General features: G+C 44.1%; 24 protein-coding genes and 1 pseudogene. 17 read left to right on the forward strand and 8 right to left on the reverse strand.

All coding sequences use genetic code 11. The features are described 5' to 3' along the window. Positions 1–34: 34 nt before the first annotated feature. Entirely contained in the window at positions 35–1243 is a 1209-nt protein-coding gene (locus QA442_RS06005; RefSeq protein WP_095431798.1) for a multidrug efflux MFS transporter, read from the reverse strand. Between QA442_RS06005 and QA442_RS06010 the strand changes: the two genes are divergently transcribed. Both QA442_RS06010 and kapD read left to right on the forward strand, forming a co-directional pair. Next, positions 1146–1349: a hypothetical protein gene (locus tag QA442_RS06010; protein WP_014665172.1), complete on the forward strand. Its 204-nt coding sequence runs from the start codon at positions 1146–1148 to the stop codon at positions 1347–1349. The two genes, QA442_RS06005 and QA442_RS06010, sit on opposite strands and share 98 nt — an antisense overlap. A gap of 75 nt (positions 1350–1424) precedes the next feature. After that, positions 1425–2042 (forward strand): 3'-5' exonuclease KapD, encoded by a 618-nt coding sequence (kapD, locus tag QA442_RS06015; RefSeq protein WP_014665171.1) that lies wholly within the window; start codon positions 1425–1427, stop codon positions 2040–2042. A gap of 26 nt (positions 2043–2068) precedes the next feature. Here kapD and kapB read toward each other — a convergent pair whose 3' ends face one another. From kapB to patB, 3 genes are all read right to left on the reverse strand, one after another. After that, positions 2069–2455 (reverse strand): kinase-associated lipoprotein KapB, encoded by a 387-nt coding sequence (gene kapB / locus QA442_RS06020; RefSeq protein ID WP_014665170.1) that lies wholly within the window; start codon positions 2453–2455, stop codon positions 2069–2071. Positions 2456–2500: 45 nt separating this feature from the next. After that, on the reverse strand, positions 2501–3787 hold the full coding sequence (gene kinB, locus QA442_RS06025) for a sporulation sensor histidine kinase KinB (protein ID WP_095431797.1): 1287 nt from the start codon (positions 3785–3787) through the stop codon (positions 2501–2503). Between the two features lie 126 nt (positions 3788–3913). Continuing rightward, positions 3914–5077: a cystathionine beta-lyase PatB gene (gene patB, locus QA442_RS06030; protein ID WP_095431796.1), complete on the reverse strand. Its 1164-nt coding sequence runs from the start codon at positions 5075–5077 to the stop codon at positions 3914–3916. 86 nt (positions 5078–5163) lie between these two features. On the opposite strand from patB, the gene QA442_RS06035 reads away from it, so the two are divergent. After that, positions 5164–5424, forward strand: a complete 261-nt coding sequence (locus QA442_RS06035) for a YugE family protein (RefSeq protein WP_014665167.1) — start codon at positions 5164–5166, stop codon at positions 5422–5424. Between the two features lie 26 nt (positions 5425–5450). On the opposite strand, the gene QA442_RS06040 is transcribed toward QA442_RS06035, so the two are convergent. Continuing rightward, the gene (locus QA442_RS06040) at positions 5451–6272 is read right to left on the reverse strand and encodes an alpha/beta fold hydrolase (protein ID WP_095431795.1); all 822 of its coding nucleotides are present in this window, start codon (positions 6270–6272) and stop codon (positions 5451–5453) included. Between the two features lie 147 nt (positions 6273–6419). On the opposite strand from QA442_RS06040, the gene QA442_RS06045 reads away from it, so the two are divergent. The 3 genes from QA442_RS06045 (at position 6420) to yugI (ending at position 8676) form a co-directional block, all read left to right on the forward strand. Further along, positions 6420–6920 (forward strand): Lrp/AsnC family transcriptional regulator, encoded by a 501-nt coding sequence (locus QA442_RS06045; protein WP_009968070.1) that lies wholly within the window; start codon positions 6420–6422, stop codon positions 6918–6920. Continuing rightward, the gene (locus tag QA442_RS06050; protein WP_014665165.1) at positions 6921–8081 is read left to right on the forward strand and encodes an aminotransferase; all 1161 of its coding nucleotides are present in this window, start codon (positions 6921–6923) and stop codon (positions 8079–8081) included. A gap of 202 nt (positions 8082–8283) precedes the next feature. Next, positions 8284–8676 (forward strand): S1 domain-containing post-transcriptional regulator GSP13, encoded by a 393-nt coding sequence (gene yugI, locus QA442_RS06055; protein WP_003228864.1) that lies wholly within the window; start codon positions 8284–8286, stop codon positions 8674–8676. A 76-nt stretch (positions 8677–8752) separates the two neighbouring features. Here the strand turns inward: yugI and QA442_RS06060 are convergent, their stop codons facing one another. Next, entirely contained in the window at positions 8753–8989 is a 237-nt protein-coding gene (locus QA442_RS06060; RefSeq protein WP_003220771.1) for a DUF378 domain-containing protein, read from the reverse strand. Positions 8990–9218: 229 nt separating this feature from the next. Here QA442_RS06060 and QA442_RS06065 point away from each other — a divergent pair, with 229 nt between their 5' ends. The 5 genes from QA442_RS06065 to QA442_RS06085 all read left to right on the forward strand — a co-directional run bounded on the left by QA442_RS06065 (position 9219) and on the right by QA442_RS06085 (position 14016). Then, positions 9219–10382, forward strand: a complete 1164-nt coding sequence (locus tag QA442_RS06065; protein ID WP_095431794.1) for an iron-containing alcohol dehydrogenase — start codon at positions 9219–9221, stop codon at positions 10380–10382. A 104-nt stretch (positions 10383–10486) separates the two neighbouring features. Continuing rightward, complete coding sequence (locus tag QA442_RS06070; protein WP_095431793.1) at positions 10487–11659, forward strand: iron-containing alcohol dehydrogenase; 1173 nt, start codon at positions 10487–10489, stop codon at positions 11657–11659. Positions 11660–11769: 110 nt separating this feature from the next. Then, positions 11770–13122 carry a glucose-6-phosphate isomerase gene (locus QA442_RS06075; RefSeq protein WP_003243401.1) on the forward strand — a complete coding sequence of 451 codons (1353 nt, stop codon included), beginning with the start codon at positions 11770–11772 and terminating at the stop codon, positions 13120–13122. 58 nt (positions 13123–13180) lie between these two features. Next, positions 13181–13552 carry a hypothetical protein gene (locus QA442_RS06080; protein WP_095432019.1) on the forward strand — a complete coding sequence of 124 codons (372 nt, stop codon included), beginning with the start codon at positions 13181–13183 and terminating at the stop codon, positions 13550–13552. A 59-nt stretch (positions 13553–13611) separates the two neighbouring features. Continuing rightward, positions 13612–14016 carry a YugN-like family protein gene (locus QA442_RS06085; protein ID WP_069150206.1) on the forward strand — a complete coding sequence of 135 codons (405 nt, stop codon included), beginning with the start codon at positions 13612–13614 and terminating at the stop codon, positions 14014–14016. Here the strand turns inward: QA442_RS06085 and kbfO are convergent. Next, complete coding sequence (gene kbfO, locus QA442_RS06090) at positions 14013–14999, reverse strand: potassium channel protein KbfO (RefSeq protein ID WP_095431792.1); 987 nt, start codon at positions 14997–14999, stop codon at positions 14013–14015. The genes QA442_RS06085 and kbfO overlap by 4 nt on opposite strands. Further along, positions 14996–15328, reverse strand: coding sequence for a biofilm formation protein MstX (gene mstX, locus QA442_RS06095; RefSeq protein WP_014665158.1), 333 nt, complete (start codon positions 15326–15328; stop codon positions 14996–14998). Before mstX ends, kbfO begins: the two co-directional genes overlap by 4 nt. A 46-nt stretch (positions 15329–15374) precedes the next feature. On the opposite strand from mstX, the gene QA442_RS06100 reads away from it, so the two are divergent. The 6 genes and pseudogenes from QA442_RS06100 (at position 15375) to QA442_RS06125 (ending at position 19995) form a co-directional block, all read left to right on the forward strand. Further along, entirely contained in the window at positions 15375–15638 is a 264-nt protein-coding gene (locus QA442_RS06100) for a YuzI family membrane protein (protein ID WP_095431791.1), read from the forward strand. Positions 15639–15678: 40 nt separating this feature from the next. After that, complete coding sequence (locus QA442_RS06105) at positions 15679–16356, forward strand: zinc metallopeptidase (protein ID WP_014477803.1); 678 nt, start codon at positions 15679–15681, stop codon at positions 16354–16356. Between the two features lie 43 nt (positions 16357–16399). Beyond that, positions 16400–17689, forward strand: coding sequence for a hemolysin family protein (locus QA442_RS06110; protein ID WP_095431790.1), 1290 nt, complete (start codon positions 16400–16402; stop codon positions 17687–17689). A gap of 125 nt (positions 17690–17814) precedes the next feature. Then, the gene (locus tag QA442_RS06115; RefSeq protein WP_095431789.1) at positions 17815–19479 is read left to right on the forward strand and encodes a glycoside hydrolase family 13 protein; all 1665 of its coding nucleotides are present in this window, start codon (positions 17815–17817) and stop codon (positions 19477–19479) included. A gap of 24 nt (positions 19480–19503) precedes the next feature. Further along, a pseudogene (locus QA442_RS06120) lies at positions 19504–19637 on the forward strand (hypothetical protein). Then, the gene (locus QA442_RS06125; protein WP_014665154.1) at positions 19597–19995 is read left to right on the forward strand and encodes a secondary thiamine-phosphate synthase enzyme YjbQ; all 399 of its coding nucleotides are present in this window, start codon (positions 19597–19599) and stop codon (positions 19993–19995) included. The pseudogene QA442_RS06120 and the gene QA442_RS06125 overlap by 41 nt, the downstream one beginning before the upstream one ends. The last annotated feature ends 61 nt before the right edge of the window (positions 19996–20056 follow it).

The raw sequence follows: 20056 nt of genomic DNA on the forward strand, positions 1-20056 counted from the left end.
TAAATTTAGAAGATTCCTCAGTTTTTTATCGGAATCAGCTTGCTTTGGCATAGGAATCCTTCTGGAGTTTCGGCATGATCCAAAGCATACAGGCGCCGGCAAAAAAGAGAAACGCTGTGACATAAAAGGTGGCCGAAATCGTAAAATGGCTCGATATGATTCCGCCGAGAAGAGGCCCGAGCACGTTTCCTAAAAAGCGAAAGCTGACATTGTAGCCGAGAACTTCTCCTTGAATGCTGCCGGGAGCCTGAACGCGGATCGCTGCCGTGATGCATGGCAGCAAACCGCCCATCGCCATTCCGAACAAAAATCTGAAAACAAGGAGAACGCTGAGTGAGGACGCGAGCGCCTGCGGAATAAAAAAGAAAGAAGCGGCGAGCAAAAGTCCGATTAAAATGCGGCGGTGGCCGTAGCGGTCGCCAAGATCACCCCATTTTCTAGCCAGCAGCAAACTTCCGAGTCCCGTTGCTGAAAATGCCATGCCGGAGAAAAAGGCAAGATTGACAGGTCCGTGCAGCTCATTTACATATAAAGCGAGCAGGGGCTGGATACTGAAATTGCCTGTTTGAATCAGCATGGTTAACAGCATCATGACCCATAGCGCCGGCTGGTGAAAAATATAGGAGAGCACTTCTTTTCTCGAGTAAGACGTACGTTTGGCTGTTTTCTCTGCAAGAGGCTTTTCTTTGACACCAAATAACACGAGAAGAACAGACGAGAAAATCACAAAGGATGTGATAAAAAAGGTATACGTAAAGCCGAAACGATCAGCAAGCATGCCTCCCAAAAGCGGGCCGAACAAGCTTCCGGACACTTGCCCCATTTGCAGCGTGCCAAGTGTTTTGCCGGCTGAGCTCTTCGGAGTCTGTGCCGAAATCATCGCAAGAGATGTCGGGATGAATCCGGTTACAAGACCCATTGCCATACGCAGAAAAAACAATTGGTACACCGATGTAACAAAGCCCATGAAGAAAATGCTGAGGGCAATGCCCGTTCCGGTTGCCATAAGGATTTTCTTGTATCCGCGTTTGTCTCCGAACCGTCCCCAAAACGGGGATACCAAAAACGCCATGAGAAATGTAATGCCGAACACATAGCCGCTCCATCTTTGCACAAAGCCGTTTGAAAAAGAGCTGAGCGACTCAATGTATAAGGAGAGAAAAGGAACGATCATCGTTGTGCTAGCGGAGACAAAAAAGTTCGCCAGCCATACAATGACAAAGTTTTTCTTGCGGGTAGAAATAACATCACCTTCTTATTATTTCGGGTTCCTTACTAATTATAAAGAAACAATTCACAATTTAAAAGAAACAAAGCGGCTGGGAAAATTCATTATTTTTAGAAAATGAAGAAATGTCGAGAAGGGGAATTGATATACTATAAAGATAGCATTTTCTGATCGGAGGAAAGGCAGGTGTAAAAAGGTGACGACAAACAGCTTACTCATTATTGATTTCGAATTTACAATGCCCGACGGAAAGTACAGTCCGCAAAACTTCTTCCCGGAAATCATTGAAGCCGGAATTGTAAAGTCGATTGATGATGAAGTAGTTGAGACGTTTTCTAGCTATGTGAGACCGAAAAAGTTCCCGAAGCTTACGAAACGCTGCAAGACATTTTTAAAAATCACCCAAAAACAGGTAGACGAAGGAATAAGATTCGAGGATCTCATCCGTAAACTAAACGAGCTTGATCCTGAGAAAAACAGCACAATTATTACGTGGGGAAACATGGATATGAAAGTGCTGAAGCAAAACTGTATGTTTAACCATATCCCATTCCCGTTTAAGGGAGAAATGAGAGATTTATCGCTTGAATACAAAAACTTTTTTGGAGACCGGACATTGACGGGTTTATGGAAAGCTGCTGAAGAGTATGGAGATTCCGGAACCGGCACCCATCATAAAGCGCTTGATGATGCTCTCACAGCATATAAACTTTTTAAGCTTGTTGAGCAGGATAAGCAATATCTCGAAAAGCCAAAACCGCCCACAATTGGCGAAAGAATCGATTTAACCGAACTGTTCAAGCGCGCGACGTAAAAAACCCAATCTTTTGTCAGACTGGGTTATGGCCGATTGAAATATTCTTTTTCTAAAGTGTCCAGATTATGTAGGGAGCGCTTTGCCCACTCCGAACCATCCTCATTCAATTTGGCTCTCAGCTGTGCTGTCGCCTCCCGCAGAGATTCGGTATAATCCGGCACTTCACCGTCATAAGGCTTCACCATATGGTGGGGGATATTGGTCTGTTCGCCATATGCGAGCGCTTTTCTCTCATGAAAAAACGGCACATCCGCCTGTTTTGGATGATGAAGGTCTCCTTGGGCGGGGTGGGTAAGAACAGCTTTCACTTTCACTAAATAATGCTGCGGCCTGCAAGCCGTAATTTCTCCTATGTATACACCTGTTTTGTAAAATCCTTTAACAATAGAGCCTGTCTCAAACGTGCTCATCTGTCATCACCTCGCATTTATTCTATTAAAGTTCCAAGCGATTTGCTAGTGAGGAAGATCAGCGGGAAGCTTAATTGTCACCGTAGTGCCTTTTTGAAAGCTGCTGTTAAATGAAATGGTCCCGTGATGATGTTCAATAATGGAAAAGGTTACGGTAAGGCCGAGTCCCGTTCCGTTCGTTTTTAAGGAATAATAAGGTTCGCCGAGTTTTTGCATTTGATGGTCTGTCATCCCGACCCCATTATCTGTGATGGTTATCATGATCGTATGGCCGTTTCTTTTGGCCGATATGCGGATCATCCCCTTCCCGTGAGGAACCGCTTCAATACTGTTTTTCATCAGGTTGATGACAGCTTGCTTTAGCTTTGTTGCGTCCCCGTATATCAAAAGGTCCGGTTCTGTTTCAGCCTCGACGGTTACTGACTTGTAATTGGCATACGACACCATAAGGTTGCTTGTCTCTTTAATAAGGGCAGATAAATCAAAAACCTCTTTTTCATATAATTGCTGTTTCGCCATATCGAGATAGTTTGTAATAATGCCTTGTGCCCGGTCAAGCTCTGACAGTACAAGCTGTTTGTAATCCGCACTCGACTTGTTTTGCAGGGTTTCGTCATTAAAAAGCAGCTGGACAAACCCGCGGACAACTGTCAAAGGATTCCTGACCTCATGAGCGACGCTCGCTGCCAGTTCGCTCACAATCGTCATTTTTTCAGAATGGATAAGCTGTGAGCGCAAGGCGATATTTTCGGCGATGCTTTCGATAATATAGATGCTTAATAGAAGAACACTGGAGCGGAAAAGCCCTGAGACTACCGCCTCGTAAACGAAAATTCCTGATTTTTGAAAATTTAAAATATTTAAGGCGGAAAGAATCCAGCTGGAGGCGAAAAATAGGAAAATCTCCAAGCAGCTGATCAATAATGACAGCAGCAGTTTTTTCGCTTTGGACATAAATGGCCATTTTTTCTGAAATAGGATTGGGATAATGATAAGAAAAGGCAGCAAAGTGAAAACAAATATTGCGGAAGGTTCGTAAAAAAGCAGTTCAAAACATAGGACAGATGCGGCGACTGTGAGTCCGGAAGCGGTGCTAATGTAAAATAAACAAATGATAACGGGAATCATCTGAAGGCCGTATTGTATGTAGTCCATTTCATGAATCGGGAAAAGAATGCATAAAACGGAGGCGCCGCAGGCGAAGAGCGTGACCAAACCGCTGTTTATTTTTGGCACAAGAATCGCAGGTTTTCCAAGCCAAAACACTTGGTAAAGAAGAATAGGAAACAAAATAAAGCAGATATGCAGGAGATAGTCTTTTAGAATTTCCATTCGTGTGAAATCCTTTCGTATAAAATATGAATCTATTATAACACTAAATATTAGAAGTAAAATATAAAATTCCTTTATTAAGAACGCCTTTACGAATGAAGACGTAAAGGCGTTTCAGAGCTATATTTATGATAATGCGGTTTTGATGCGGCGCAGGCCGTCCTGCAGGGTTGCGAGAGAACATCCCGCGTTTAGGCGCATGAATCCTTCTCCGCCAGGCCCGTATTTCGTCCCGGGCTCTAGGATGATCTTTCCTATTTTTAGCATTCTTTGCTGAAGGTCTGTGTCGGACAAGCCGTAAGCGCTAAAGTCGAGCCAGATCAGGTATGATGCATCCGGTTTCATCATTTTGACCTTCGGCATCTCGGAGCTCAAAAAGGCTTCCGCTTCGGTCATGTTTTTCTCAAGGTAAGAGATCAATTCATCAAGCCACGGCCCGCCTTTTGAGTATGCGGCTTCGATTGCAGTGACGGCAAACGCGTTTAATCCGCCTAAACCATTGCGCTGCAGGCTTGCAGAAAACTTGGCGCGCTTCAGGCGATCGGGAATCATGATTGCCGAAGCCTGCAATCCGGCGATATTGAATGTTTTGCTTGGCGCAACACATGTCACGGAAAGATCAGCGAAATCGTCAGAGAGCGAAGCGAACGGCGTGTGTTTGTGTCCGTACAGCATTAAATCGGAATGGATTTCATCGGATACAACTGTGACGCCATGCTTAAGACACAATTCGCCCAGCTTCAGCAAATCTTCACGGCTCCATGAACGACCAGAAGGGTTATGAGGATTGCATAAAATAAACAATGTAACGCTTGGGTCACTAAGCTTCGTTTCCAAATCGTCAAAATCCATTGCATATGAGCCGTCTTTTTCTAGCAAAGGATTATGTAAAATGTGCCGGCCGTTTTTCTCAACCATATGGTAAAAAGGCGTATAAACTGGAGGCTGTACAACGACTTGATCGCCAGGCTCCGTGAAAGCTTGTACCGCCATGCTCAAAGCCGTTACAATGCCCGGGCTGAATGTAATGCTTTCCGGATTCACCTTCCAGCCGTGCCTGTTTTGCATCCATGAGCACACCGCATCCTTCGTTTTTTGATCCGGAGCCGTATAACCGAAAATACCGTGTTCAAGGCGCTCTTTTAATGCTTCAGTTATCGCTTCCGGCGCGCGAAAATCCATATCCGCCACCCACATCGGGAGTGCGTCTGTCACGCCGAATAATTCGCCTGTTTTGTCCCATTTGACCGATTGGGTGCCAAGGCGTTCTTCTCGTTTATCAAAGTTCATTCTGTTACCTCCTCATGTATGTTTATTCTTCTAAGCTTCACTATGATAAGATAGAACTGCAAATTTTATTATAAGCGGTGATGAATATGGAAGAAAGTCAAGCGGTGGGGGAAATGATCAAGATCATTGCCAAATGGGACCCGTTTAAATATGGTGAAGAGTTTTACGAAACGGAGGCAGTTGATGTCGTGCAGGCGGTCTATGATGAAGACGACCCCGCCCTGCTGGCGAAACGCATTCAGCATATATTTGAAACTTCTTTTGAACAAACGCTGCCGATCGACAGCTGCCGGGAAGTGGCTGGCCAGCTTTTATACATTAAAAACAGCAGCTCCTGCACACTTTAAAAAACCGGTTCAGCACCGGTTTTTTTCTATTTGATAAAATCAGCAATGTGTTCGGAAACAAGCTCAGGCCGTTCTTCAGGCACCAGATGTCCGGTTTGGCTAAATGAGTATAGCACGGAATTAGGCAAATCCGCGTGCAGCCGTTTACCGATCTCCATTGGGACAATTCGATCCTCCTCACCCCAAATCAATAATGCAGGCTTGTTCATTCTCTTCAATTGTTCGGGTTCTAAATCTCCTTCTCTGTGGCGGATAAACCTTGTCATGGCTTTGAAAATCTGCTCGTCCTGAAACGGTCTGCCATAGCCGTCAATCATCTCCTCATCAATCAGCGATTTGTCATGCACAACATTTAATAAATTTTTCATCACGCCTTCTTTCGAGAGCCAGCGCTTGATATATAGATGAAAATACGGAATATGGGTCCCGAAAATGATCGTTGGATGTGAGCGTTTTAAATATCCTGAACTGCAAAGCAGCACAACCTTTGAAAAAAGCTCTGGTTTTTGGAGAGCAGCAGACAATGATATTTGTCCGCCCATAGAATGTCCGATAAGCACAGCTTGTTTCACTTGCAAGTGCTCCAAAATCCCAATGACAAGCTTTGCGAGGTTTTGATAGGTATAGATAAACGTTCTTGATTTTTCAGATTGGCCGAAAGGAGGCAAATCAAGCGCGATGATATCGTACTTGTCCCGAAGGAGAGGGATTACTTTTCTGAAGCTGAAAGCAGACGATAAAAAACCGTGTACGCAGACCAGCGTTTGCCTGCCAGGATTTTGATAATGTTCGTAGTATACATTGACTCCATCGACCGTAAACCGCCTTATTGATGAAACCGCCTCCATTCTGTGTCACTTCCTTTTTTTGATGTTTGTATTGTGCCCTGAAATTGTCAATTCTAGCGGAAGTTTCTCCTCGTTTTTTGTTAGCATTCGTCAAAAAACGTGATATAATGTCATGAGATTTCTTGACATTGCAAAGGTGTGAATCAAATGAAGTTGACAGAAAAAGAAACAGAAATATTAGAAATTTTAGACGAAAACAGCCGCGCCGATTTAGAAACCATTGCGAAGATGGCGGGCATCCCTGTAAATGAAGTAAAAACGATTATTGACAAACTGGAGAAAGAAAAGGTTATTATCGATTATTCCGCTATGATTGACTGGCGAAAAGTTGACGGACATGAGGGCGTTACGGCCATGATTGACGTCAAAGTAACGCCGAAGCGGGGAGTCGGTTTTGATGAAGTGGCGGAACGGATTTACCGATTCCAAGAGGTTGAATCAGTTTACCTGATGTCAGGCGTGTACGATTTGTCTGTCGTGATTCGCGGCAATTCGATGTCTGACGTAGCGCGTTTTGTTTCAGATAAACTGTCAACGCTTGATTCAGTTGTATCTACGACAACCCATTTTATCCTGAAAAAATACAAGCATGACGGCAAAGTGTTTGAAACAGGAGACGACGACAAAAGAATCGTGGTGTCCCCGTAAATGACTTCGTATTTATCAGACTATGTACAACAAATAAAACCATCAGGCATCCGCAAATTCTTTGATTTGGCGGCAACGATGGAAGGCGTCATTTCTTTAGGTGTCGGAGAGCCTGATTTTGTTACCGCGTGGAATGTACGTGAAGCAAGTATTCTCTCGCTTGAACAAGGATATACGTCATACACGGCCAATGCCGGTTTATACTCATTGCGAGAGGAAATCAGCCGTTATTTGAGCAACAGGTTTGACCTTAGCTACTCGCCAGATAATGAGCTGATTGTGACAGTAGGGGCAAGTCAGGCTTTGGATATTGCGATCCGTGCCCTTGTGAATCCAGGTGAGGAAGTCATCATACCTGAGCCATGTTTTGTGGCATACGATGCGCTTGTTTCTTTGGCAGGCGGTATCCCGGTTCATGTTCATACAACAGCAGACAAAGGGTTTAAAGCAACGGCCGCTGATTTTGAAGCGGCAGTCACTGAAAAAACAAAGGCCATTCTCATCTGCTCACCATCGAATCCGACAGGTTCGGTTTATTCGAAGGAAGAGCTGAATGCGATTGCTGAGTTTGCCAAAAAACATGATGTCATTGTCTTAGCCGACGAGATCTACGCGGAGCTGACATATGATGAGGAATTTACAAGTATAGCGGCATTACCGGGAATGAAGGAACGGACGGTCGTCATTTCAGGCTTTTCAAAAGCATTTGCGATGACGGGCTGGAGGCTTGGTTTTGCTGCAGCACCGTCCATGCTTCGGGATGCAATGCTTAAAATCCATCAATATGCGATGATGTGTGCGCCCGCAATGGCGCAGTTTGCCGCCCTTGAAGGACTGAAGAACGGCATGGAAGACGTAGAAAAAATGAAAAAAAGCTATCGAAGAAGACGGAATCTGTTTGTAGAATCTCTCAATGAAATCGGTCTCAGCTGTCATCACCCGGGCGGCGCTTTCTATGCTTTTCCATCCATTAAAAGCACGGGAATGAGCTCAGAACAGTTTGCAGAAGAGCTTCTGACGCAGGAAAAAGTGGCAGTTGTTCCGGGAAGCGTGTTTGGCCCGAGCGGTGAAGGATATATCCGCTGTTCATACGCAACCTCGATTGAACAGCTTCAAGAAGCGTTAGTCAGAATGAAACGCTTCCTCCACAAAACAACATAAAAAAAGATACGAACCTTTTGTTCGCATCCAATAAAAGGGGGGAATACTAGAAAGCCTTTGGTATTTTCAGTTTACCCCCTTTTTGCCGTGCACAAACCTGATTTTTTATAAAAAAAGATTTCTTTGCGAAAATAAGACATGTGTGATATAATTTTAAATTGCGTATAAACAGATATTTAATTTAACTTAGGAGTTGTTATGAATGGCAGCAAAATTTGAAGTGGGCAGTGTTTACACTGGTAAAGTTACAGGATTACAAGCGTATGGTGCGTTTGTTGCATTAGATGAAGAAACTCAAGGTTTAGTACACATTTCTGAAGTGACTCACGGTTTCGTAAAAGATATCAACGAGCACCTTTCAGTTGGCGACGAAGTACAAGTAAAGGTACTTGCTGTTGATGAAGAAAAAGGCAAAATCAGCCTTTCAATTCGTGCGACACAAGCTGCGCCTGAGAAAAAAGAAAGCAAACCAAGAAAACCTAAAGCTGCGCAAGTAAGCGAAGAAGCTTCTACACCACAAGGTTTCAACACATTAAAAGATAAGCTTGAAGAGTGGATCGAAATGTCCAACCGCAAAGACCTTATCAAAAAATAAGTATGAAAAAAGCACCGGACAGGAATGTTCGGTGCTTTTGCTTTCATGCAAAATCCTATTTCAGCGTATTGATATCCTATCGCATTTCAGGATTTGCTGCTTCTTCACGTGATCTTTCCTCGTTTGGCTTAAATAGCAGACCGAGGTTGATTAAGCCGGCGATTCCGACAAGTCCGTAAATGATTCGGGAAAGGGCTGACCCTTGGCCGCCGAAAATAGCCGCAACTAAGTCAAATTGGAAAAATCCGATCAGTCCCCAGTTAATAGCGCCAATGATGGTTAATACAAGACAAATTCTCTGAATGGTACTCATGTTTTGCAACCTCCTCCATGAATTATTAAAACAGTTATAGATTGTGACATATTGGAGAATCTATACATGCTTTCTCCATATGAGGGAAACTGGCCTGCCCTCGCTTATATCAGCTTCTTTCCCAGCATTTTGCAAGATAAAACCATCAGATATGCTGAGAGGCGAGAGCTGATTGCTTTACATGTGGTGAGGACATTCTGCATAATAAAAAATCTAAGGAGGAGATGTCATGCAAAACTTTACATACTGGAATCCGACCAAATTAATTTTCGGGCGCGGCGAAGTGGAAAGACTTCCGGAGGAACTCAAACCTTACGGGAAAAACATATTGCTTGTGTACGGAGGCGGCAGCATTAAACGCAGCGGCCTGTATGATCAAGTGATCGAACAGCTGAATAAAACCGGAGCGACCGTGCATGAACTAGCAGGTGTGGAACCGAATCCGCGTGTGTCGACTGTTAATAAGGGTGTTGCCATCTGTAAAGAACACAACATTGATTTCTTACTGGCTGTCGGAGGCGGAAGCGTCATCGACTGTACAAAAGCGATTGCCGCAGGAGCAAAGTATGATGGTGATGCGTGGGATATCGTCACGAAAAAACATCAGCCAAAAGATGCTTTGCCATTTGGAACGGTATTGACTCTCGCTGCGACTGGTTCTGAAATGAACTCAGGCTCTGTTATTACAAACTGGGAAACAAAAGAAAAATATGGCTGGGGAAGCCCGCTCGTATTCCCTAAATTCTCGATTCTTGATCCGGTGAATACATTCACTGTACCTAAAAACCACACGATCTACGGGATGGTTGACATGATGAGCCATGTATTCGAACAATACTTCCATCATGTATCAAACACACCGTATCAGGACCGCATGTGTGAATCACTTCTTCGTACAGTGATTGAAACAGCGCCTAAGCTGATCAATGACCTCGAAAATTACGAATTGCGTGAGACGATTCTGTACACAGGAACAATCGCATTAAACGGCATGCTTTCTATGGGTGCAAGAGGGGATTGGGCTACTCATAATATTGAACATGCAGTATCAGCCGTTTATGATATTCCGCATGCCGGGGGACTGGCAATTCTGTTCCCGAACTGGATGAGACACACATTGTCTGAAAACCCTGCCCGCATGAAACAGCTTGCAGTTCGTGTGTTTGGTGTTGAAGAAGCAGGTAAAACAGATGAAGAAATCGCACGTGAAGGTATCGATAAACTGTCTGCGTTCTGGACAAGCCTTGGCGCTCCGAACCGTCTTGCTGATTATGATATTAATGATGAGCAGCTTGACACAATCGCTGACAAGGCAATGGCTAACGGTACATTCGGCCAATTTAAATCACTCAACAAAGAAGATGTGCTGTCAATTCTGAAGGCATCTCTATAAAAAAAGGGGAAATAGCCGTTTGGCTGCTTCCCTTTTTCTTTTTGTCAAACTTATGTTACAATGGGAAATCTGTTTTTTAAGCCAGCATTATTGGAGGTTTTACTATGGAAAATTTCACTTATTATAATCCGACAAAGCTGATTTTTGGAAAAGGTCAGCTTGAACAGTTAAGAAAAGAATTAAAACGATACGGCAAGAATGTACTGCTTGTTTACGGGGGCGGCAGCATTAAACGCAACGGCCTTTATGATCAAGTCACAGGCATTTTAAAAGAAGAGGGCGCTGTTATTCATGAGCTGTCAGGTGTTGAGCCGAACCCACGACTTGCGACAGTGGAAAAAGGCATAGGCCTTTGCAGAGAACATGGCATTGATTTTCTGCTTGCTGTCGGCGGAGGCAGTGTCATTGACTGTACAAAAGCAATTGCAGCGGGCGTCAAATATGACGGCGACGCTTGGGATATTTTCAGCAAAAAAGTAACAGCGGAGGATGCGCTGCCATTTGGCACTGTTTTAACGCTTGCTGCAACAGGCTCTGAAATGAACCCTGATTCCGTGATTACAAACTGGGAAACAAACGAGAAATATGTGTGGGGCAGCAATGTGACTCATCCGCGTTTCTCAATTTTAGATCCTGAAAATACGTTCACGGTTCCTGAAAATCAAACAGTATACGGCATGGTTGACATGATGAGCCATGTATTCGAACAATACTTCCACAATGTTGAAAACACGCCGCTTCAGGATAGAATGTGTTTTGCTGTTTTGCAGACGGTCATCGAAACAGCTCCTAAGCTTCTTGAAGATCTGGAAAACTACGAGCTTCGTGAAACGATTTTGTATGCTGGTACAATCGCTTTAAACGGCACGCTCCAAATGGGCTACTTTGGTGACTGGGCTTCTCATACAATGGAACACGCCGTTTCAGCTGTGTATGATATTCCGCATGCGGGCGGTTTGGCAATACTGTTCCCGAACTGGATGAGATATACGCTTGATACAAACGTAGGCCGCTTCAAAAACCTCATGCTCAACATGTTTGACATTGATACGGAAGGCAAAACAGATAAAGAAATTGCGCTTGAAGGAATCGATAAACTGTCTGCTTTCTGGACAAGCCTTGGCGCGCCTTCCCGTCTTGCTGATTACAATATCGGAGAAGAAAAGCTTGAGCTGATTGCTGATATCGCAGCCAAGGAAATGGAACACGGCGGCTTCGGCAACTTCCAAAAACTGAACAAAGATGACGTGCTTGCCATCCTTCGCGCGTCTCTATAACCCCAAAGGGCGGAATCCAGTCATTCCGCCTTTCTTCTTGACTTGATTTCACAGATAAGTTCATATAAAGTGAAAGATGAAAACATTATACCGTTATGGAGGGACAAGCAATGACGCATGTACGCTTTGACTACTCAAAAGCGTTGACTTTCTTCAACGAACATGAACTTACATACCTGCGGGACTTTGTAAAAACTGCACACCATAATATCCATGAAAAAACAGGCGCGGGCAGCGATTTTCTAGGCTGGGTGGACCTCCCTGAACATTATGATAAAGAAGAATTCGCGCGCATCAAAAAAAGCGCGGAAAAAATCAAATCTGACTCTGATGTATTGCTTGTTGTCGGCATCGGCGGTTCTTACCTTGGGGCGCGGGCAGCGATTGAAGCGCTGAATCACGCGTTTTATAACACTTTGCCAAAAGCAAAACGCGGCAATCCGCAAGTCATTTTTATCGGAAACAACATTAGTTCATCTTATATGAGAGACGTTATGGATCTTCTTGAAGATGTTGACTTCTCTATTAATGTCATTTCTAAATCAGGTACGACAACTGAACCTGCAATCGCTTTCCGTATTTTCCGCAAGCTTCTTGAAGAGAAATACGGTAAAGAAGAAGCGAAAGCGCGGATTTATGCAACAACTGATAAAGAGCGCGGCGCATTAAAAACGCTTTCTAACGAAGAAGGCTTCGAATCATTCGTTATCCCTGACGATGTCGGCGGCCGTTATTCAGTCTTAACAGCTGTAGGCCTCTTGCCGATTGCTGTCAGCGGCGTCAACATTGATGACATGATGAAAGGCGCCTTGGATGCGAGCAAAGATTTTGCAACATCTGAACTGGAAGATAACCCTGCATACCAATATGCGGTTGTTCGCAATGTCCTTTATAACAAGGGCAAAACGATCGAAATGCTCATCAACTACGAACCAGCGCTTCAATATTTTGCGGAATGGTGGAAGCAGCTGTTCGGAGAAAGTGAAGGGAAAGATGAGAAGGGCATTTATCCTTCTTCAGCCAACTATTCAACAGACCTTCATTCTTTAGGCCAGTATGTACAAGAAGGCCGCAGAGATTTATTCGAAACGGTGCTGAACGTAGAGAAACCTAAACATGAACTGACAATCGAGGAAGCGGATAACGATCTTGACGGCTTGAACTATTTAGCTGGTAAAACGGTTGATTTCGTTAACAAGAAAGCATTCCAAGGCACAATGCTTGCCCATACTGACGGAAATGTTCCGAACTTAATCGTTAACATTCCTGAGCTGAATGCATATACTTTTGGATACCTTGTATATTTCTTCGAAAAAGCCTGCGCGATGAGCGGTTACCTCCTTGGCGTCAATCCGTTTGACCAGCCTGGTGTAGAAGCGTACAAAGTCAATATGTTTGCATTGCTTGGCAAACCTGGCTTTGAAGAGAAAAAAGCAGAGCTTGAAAAACGTCTGGAAGATTAATGTGAGAAAGCTGACTGGCAATTGCCGGTCGGCTTTTTATAAAATCAGAAAGGTGCTGATGTTCATGAAACAAGTGGTTAAACATCTCATCATTGCCGGCTTTTCTGCAGCTCTTTTGAGTATCCTTATCTCCTTTAATGCAGTGTATACAGATTTTTCTTCAAGCTTTGGCGGCACGCTGTCACATTTTTTCATCCACGCCTTTCTTCTCACTGGTTTGCCGCTTGCGCTTTTTACCGATGCGGTACATCGGATTTTGCATTTAAAACGAACCCATACTCTTTTCACTAAATTAGGACTCTATGCAACGGTTGTTTATGTGTCTTGGGATTCAGCTGCAGGGCTTGCTGCGGCAATGGCTGTTTACTTCTTAATTGAATGCGCTTTCTTTTTTGTTGGACGCGCGAAAGAAACAACGATTTCCATGTAGGCGCCTCTGAATGAAGTCTTGTTCGGCAGGACAGGATAAGTGAAAAAAGGGGCATTTTGATGATACCGATACCTTCAGCGATAGATGGGCAGTCTTTTCTGCTTCAAGAACTGGAACAAGTGATGAAGCCGCTCGGTTATGTGATAAACGGCGGCTGGGAATACGATCATGGCTACTTTGATTATAAAATTGATGATAGAGACGGCTATTTATTTTTGAGAATTCCTGTCAATGCGGTACAGGGCAGTCTCGATGAACGCGGGGCGGCCGTCCGGATCGGAACGCCGTTTATGCTGAGACAGGTGTTTCAGACGGATGTTGATGATCAAGCCGAGGGAGGGCCTTTCCAATCACTGTTTAATCAATTTTCCGAACCGGAAAGGCGGGACGCGGAAATTGATCCGGCATTTTTGGATATCGGCGCCTCTCTCGTAAAAGAATTGGAGGATGTTCTGCTGCATTAGATGGCAAGGAATTGGTCTGTTTCGAGTACCGTGTATGTAAGAGGAGGGGAAATCATCGGCCCCTCCTCTTTTTGTACACCTATAATTGTTTTGTTGTGATCCAGGAAATAGAGAACGCAGGTTTTGTAAGCCGCTCCCTTTAGTTCGTCAGGAATAGCAAGAAGCTCTACATGCTGGTCAAGCGGCAGCTTAATACCGTTCTGCTGTTTCGGCGGCCGTAATTTGACTTGGTAATGCTGCAGCATCGCCCGGCTGATAAACTCTGATGTTCCGATGATTTGGTTTGCGCCTGCCCGCTCCGCATTGGTGACAAAACGGTCAGTCAAAATCTCGACGATGCAGTAAGCAAGGGGATTAAGCCCTTTAACAGATAAAAGAGTCAGCACTGACAGCATATCAGCATCAGTTTCACTTTTATACTGATCGGCAGTAATCATCACTGATTCCGCTTCAGTAATATTGGCCCGTTTCAGTGTCCCATCATCGGCAGCGTGCCCGCGTATGAAATGGACGTTTTCGATCAGCGGGCCTTCTGTTAAAGATTCATCGATTAGCACGACTGTTTTGGAAGGGGCCGCAAGCTGAAGGTCCTTCAAAAGCCGGTTTGTTTTTTCATTCCACCCGATCAGAATGATGTGGCCCCGGCCTTTGTAAGCAACTTTTCCTTCGATATAGCGGTGCTGTCTGCTGAATGCGGCCGCTGATAACGTTGCGAAATATGCAGTGACAAAGCTTGCGCCGCTCAAAATCAGCAGAATTCCAGCTGCCTGACCCAGCGGCGTGTGCGGCACATAGTCTCCATAACCGACTGTCGAAACCGTAACGACAGCCCACCAAATGCCTTCAAATACCGAAGTAAACTGCTTCGGCTCAAGTATATAAATGATTTGGCCGAACAAAAGAATCAGACATAAAATAATAACCCCGATTCGGATAAATAACGGCCATCTAAGCCATGAAATAAATATCCGATTTGATTTCATTCTTTTTCTCCTTCTTCAGATACTGAAATGGATAAAATTTGTTTAATGATTGTATTTAATTTCTCATTTAGCTTTTCCTGGCCGTACATATCTCGGGCCTGCTTCATTAACTCGGCTGTATCATCATCAAGCTGAATAAGCGGCTCATCAATTTCTGATTCATTATAAAGCTGAATAAACGCGTCCAATCCTTCGTTCATCCGGTCGATTGCTGTGCTCAGCTGTTCCTTTTCCTCACTCGTCACTTTCATAGCTTCCATCACACCCGTGCTTTTTTCTAACAGTATGTCCCACTTCCGATGATGTTTTTCAAAAAATGAACAAAACATATAAAAACGGATTTCTCCATAAACTAAAACAAAAAGGATGAAAAAGATGACGATCTTTCAAAGAACGATCGTGGTTTTGATCGGTACGCAGCTGGCGGCATCCGCGGTGATTTTGTTTATTTTCGATTTAAACTCATATAATCACTTTTCCGGCAGCTTCTCATGGTTTCATTTTTTGAAAGAACTGGCCGGCAGTTTCGCCTTGTATTTGTTTTCAGCAGGTCTGTTCTTTTTGCTGATTGGATTGTGTGCTCCGAGCCGGAAGAAAAAGCGCATTTCTGTACACGGGAAAGAAAACTCATTAAAATAATCGTAATAGAGAAATGATCATGGAAAAAGGATGATGAAAAATGCTGTTTATATTTTTAACAATAGCCGCATTGGGATTGTCGTTTTGGGCACAATTTAAAGTGAAGAGCAACTTTGAAAAATATTCAAAAGTGGAAGCCTCAAGCGGACGTACAGGGGCAGAAACAGCAAGACGGATTTTAGATATAAACGGTCTTTACGACGTGCCGGTCGAACCGGTAAGAGGCACTTTAACAGACCATTACGACCCGACAAGACGGGTGGTGCGTTTATCTGAGCCGGTCTATTACGGCCGCTCAATTTCCGCCATATCCGTAGCTTCCCATGAAGTCGGACATGCCTTGCAGCATCAGGAGTCATATGGTGCGCTTGTGATAAGACATAAAATCTTCCCAGTCGTGAATTTTGCATCCGGTGTAGCCCCTTTGCTTTTCTTAGGAGGCATGCTTCTCGGAAGCTTGAATTTGATCGGGCTTGGCATCATATTATTTTCAGCGGCTGTCTTTTTCCAGCTGATTACATTGCCTGTCGAATTCAATGCAAGCTCACGCGCGAAGCAGATTATTGTGTCAGAAGGATTCATCCGAAACAATGAAGAAAATGGGGTAAATAAAGTGCTGAGCGCTGCTGCCTTAACGTATGTGGCCGCCGCCCTGGTTTCCCTGTTTGAACTTCTTCGTTTTGTGATGATCTTCTTAAACGGTCGTGATGAGAATTAACGTTAAGGAGGTGGCCCCTTACCATTTATGGTAAGGGCTTTTTTTGCTTATTTTACAATTGATCGCCATTTTTGTTTTGATTGGCGTTACGGCTGTTTTCGTTGCAGCGGAATTTGCGATCGTCAAAATCAGAGGTTCAAAAATCAATCAGCTCATCGAAAGCGGTGACAGCCGGGCGCTGGCCGCACATAAAATCATCTCCAATCTTGACGAGTATTTATCAGCCTGCCAGCTCGGGATTACGATTACAGCACTCGGCCTTGGATGGTTAGGTGAACCTACATTTGAACGTTTTCTTCATCCCTTATTTACAATGACAGGCATGCCGGAACCGTTTAATCACATTGTCACATTTGTAGTTGCATTTATTATCGTCACTTTTTTGCATGTGGTGATGGGGGAGCTTGCCCCGAAAACGGTTTCTATTCAAAAAGCTGAAGCTGTAAGCTTATGGATTGCAAAGCCGCTCATCTGGTTTTATAAAATCACGTACCCGTTTATTAAGGCATTAAACGGCTCTGCAAGCTTTCTTGTGAAATTGTTTGGCTTTCATTCAGTAAAGGAGCATGAGGTTGTCATCAGCGAAGAGGAACTAAGGCTGATTCTTTCAGAAAGCTATGAAAAGGGAGAAATCAATCAGTCTGAATTCCGCTATGTAAATAAAATTTTTGAATTCGACAACCGGGTAGCGAGAGAGATTATGATTCCGCGGACGGAAATTGCCGTCATCTCTCTTGAGCAGTCGCTTGAAGAGGCGATTCATCACATCATTAATGAACGATATACACGCTACCCTGTCATCAAAGATGACAAGGATCATATTTTAGGGATCATCAACAGCAAAGATATGTTTAAAGCTTATTTTCTCGGCCAGCCGATAAAGCTGGAGCAAATCATGAGGCCCGTTATCAGGGTCATTGAAAGCATTCCTGTTCAGCAGCTGTTAATCCGCATGCAGAAGGAGCGGATTCACATGGCGATTCTCGTGGATGAATATGGGGGAACGGCGGGGCTTGTCACTGTCGAGGATATTATCGAGGAAATCGTCGGGGAAATTCGCGATGAGTATGATCAGGATGAAACACCGCACATCCTGAAAAAGGGCGAACACCATTATGTGATGGATGGAAAGGCGTTAATAGACGAAGTAAATGACCTGCTCGACATTGCGATTGAAAATGAAGAGATTGATACGATTGCAGGCTGGCTCTTAACGCAAAAAATGGAGCTGAAAGCAGGAGACGTCATACACGCGGAAGGCTGTGAATTTACAATCCTCGACGCCGAAGATCATCACATCCGTTTTGTCGAAATAAAAAAAACCGATTTTTGATAAAAAACAGCCGGGAACGAACGGCTGTTTTTTGTGTGATCAAGTCATTTCTTAAAAAGCAATGCTGTGAAGCCTTTTTTCTACATAGGATATATAAGACCGGTACACTGGGAAGGAGTGGCTGTATGAAAAAGGCTTGGTGGAAGGAAGCGGTTGTTTACCAAATTTATCCCCGCAGTTTTAAAGATTCAAATGGCGACGGAATCGGGGATATTCAAGGAATCAGATCTAAACTTTCTTACATAAAAGAGCTGGGCGCTGACGTCCTTTGGATTTGCCCCCTGTATGATTCACCGAATGCCGATAATGGCTATGATATTAGAGATTATCAAAACATATTAAGCGATTTTGGCACCATGACAGATTTTGACGAGCTTCTTGGTGACATTCATGATCTGGGCATGAAGCTGATTATGGATCTCGTTGTGAACCATACAAGCGACGAACATCCATGGTTCATAGAATCCCGTTCATCTATACACTCGGAAAAGCGCGACTGGTATATTTGGAAAGACGGCAAAAACGGAAAAGCACCGAACAATTGGGAAAGCATTTTCGGCGGGCCGGCTTGGGAGTATGATCAAAAGACAGGCCAGTACTATCTTCACCTTTTTGATAAAAAACAGCCTGATTTGAATTGGGAAAATGAAAAGGTGAGGAATGCCGTTTATAACATGATCAATTGGTGGCTTGATAAAGGAATTGACGGATTTCGGGTGGATGCCATTACGCATATTAAGAAAAAAGAAGGGCTTCCCGACATGCCGAATCCAAAGGGACTGGACTATGTTCCTTCCTTTCCTTATCATATGAATGCTGACGGCATTATGGATTTGTTAACAGAGCTGAAGGAAAACACATTTTCCCGCTATCCGATTATGACGGTCGGCGAGGCAAACGGCGTCTCTGTAAAGGAAGCTGCTGATTGGGCTGGAGAAAAAAACGGCATATTCAACATGATTTTTCAATTTGAGCATCTTGGCCTTTGGGATGTAGAGATTGATGAAAGCATTGATATCGCCTCATTTAAACGAATTTTAACTGACTGGCAGGACAGTCTTGAAGGAATTGGCTGGAATGCTTTGTTTATGGAGAATCACGACCAGCCCCGTTCAGTTTCTGTGTGGGGAGACGACGGAGTGTACCTGAAAGAAAGTGCAAAAGCGCTGGCTGCTGTTTACTTTCTTATGAAAGGCACGCCGTTTATTTATCAAGGACAGGAACTCGGAATGACGAACGTGGCATTTCCGTCTATTGAGGACTATGATGATGTCGCAATGAAACGCCTGTATGAAACAAAAACAGCGAAAGGCGCATCACACGAGGACGCGATGAAGGTTATCTGGAAAAAGGGAAGAGACAATTCACGAACGCCGATGCAATGGAACGCAGATCCATACGCCGGATTTTCTGAGGCCAAGCCGTGGATCGGAGTCAATGAGAATTACAAATGGCTGAATGCTGAGGCGCAAAAAAACGATAATACATCCGTTTACCATTTTTACAAAAGCTTGATCAAGCTGCGCCAAACATATGATGTTTTTATCAACGGGACATACGAGCTCATTTTACCGGAAGATCAGCAAATCTTTGCATATCTTCGAAAAAACGAGAGCCACACTGCACTGATTGCAGCCAATCTGACAAGAACACCGGTGTTATTCAAGCACTCTGGATTGCCATTGTCATCAGACGCCCTTGTCTTGTCAAATATTGAAACAGAGCCGCATAAGCATATGACATCAATACTCTTAAAGCCGTATGAGGCAAGAATATATCTATGGCGCTAAACTCCAGCCTTAGACTGGAGTTTTTTGTTTTATCAGGTTTATGAGAGCGGTTTAACAGGAAAAAAAGAACACAGAACGAATTAAGCAAATAGAGCGGACAAACGAAAGGAGAAACAAATGCTGAAAACACTGCAAATCAAGACTTCCAAACGAGATGAAATGATTGATATCACCCGTGAGGTGGATGCGTTTCTTCAAGAAACAGGTGTAACGAGCGGCGCAGCGCTGATTTACTGTCCGCATACGACGGCGGGCATTACAATTAATGAAAATGCCGACCCGGACGTCAAAAAAGATATGCTCAGAAGGTTTGATGAGGTATATCCGTGGGAACATGAGCTGGACCGCCATATGGAGGGCAATACAGCTGCACACATGAAGTCGAGTACGGTCGGCGCTTCACAGCATGTCATTGTGGAAAACGGCCGGCTCATTCTTGGAACGTGGCAGGGCATTTATTTCTGCGAATTTGATGGCCCTCGCACCCGGACATGTTATATCAAAATCATGGGGTAGCAGGTTGTTTTTTATGACGAAACATTTTCGCTGACATAAGCGCCGTAAGCCGGCGGGCTCG

This window comes from Bacillus stercoris (genome assembly GCF_029772985.1).
Classification (GTDB): Bacteria; Bacillota; Bacilli; order Bacillales; family Bacillaceae; genus Bacillus; species Bacillus stercoris.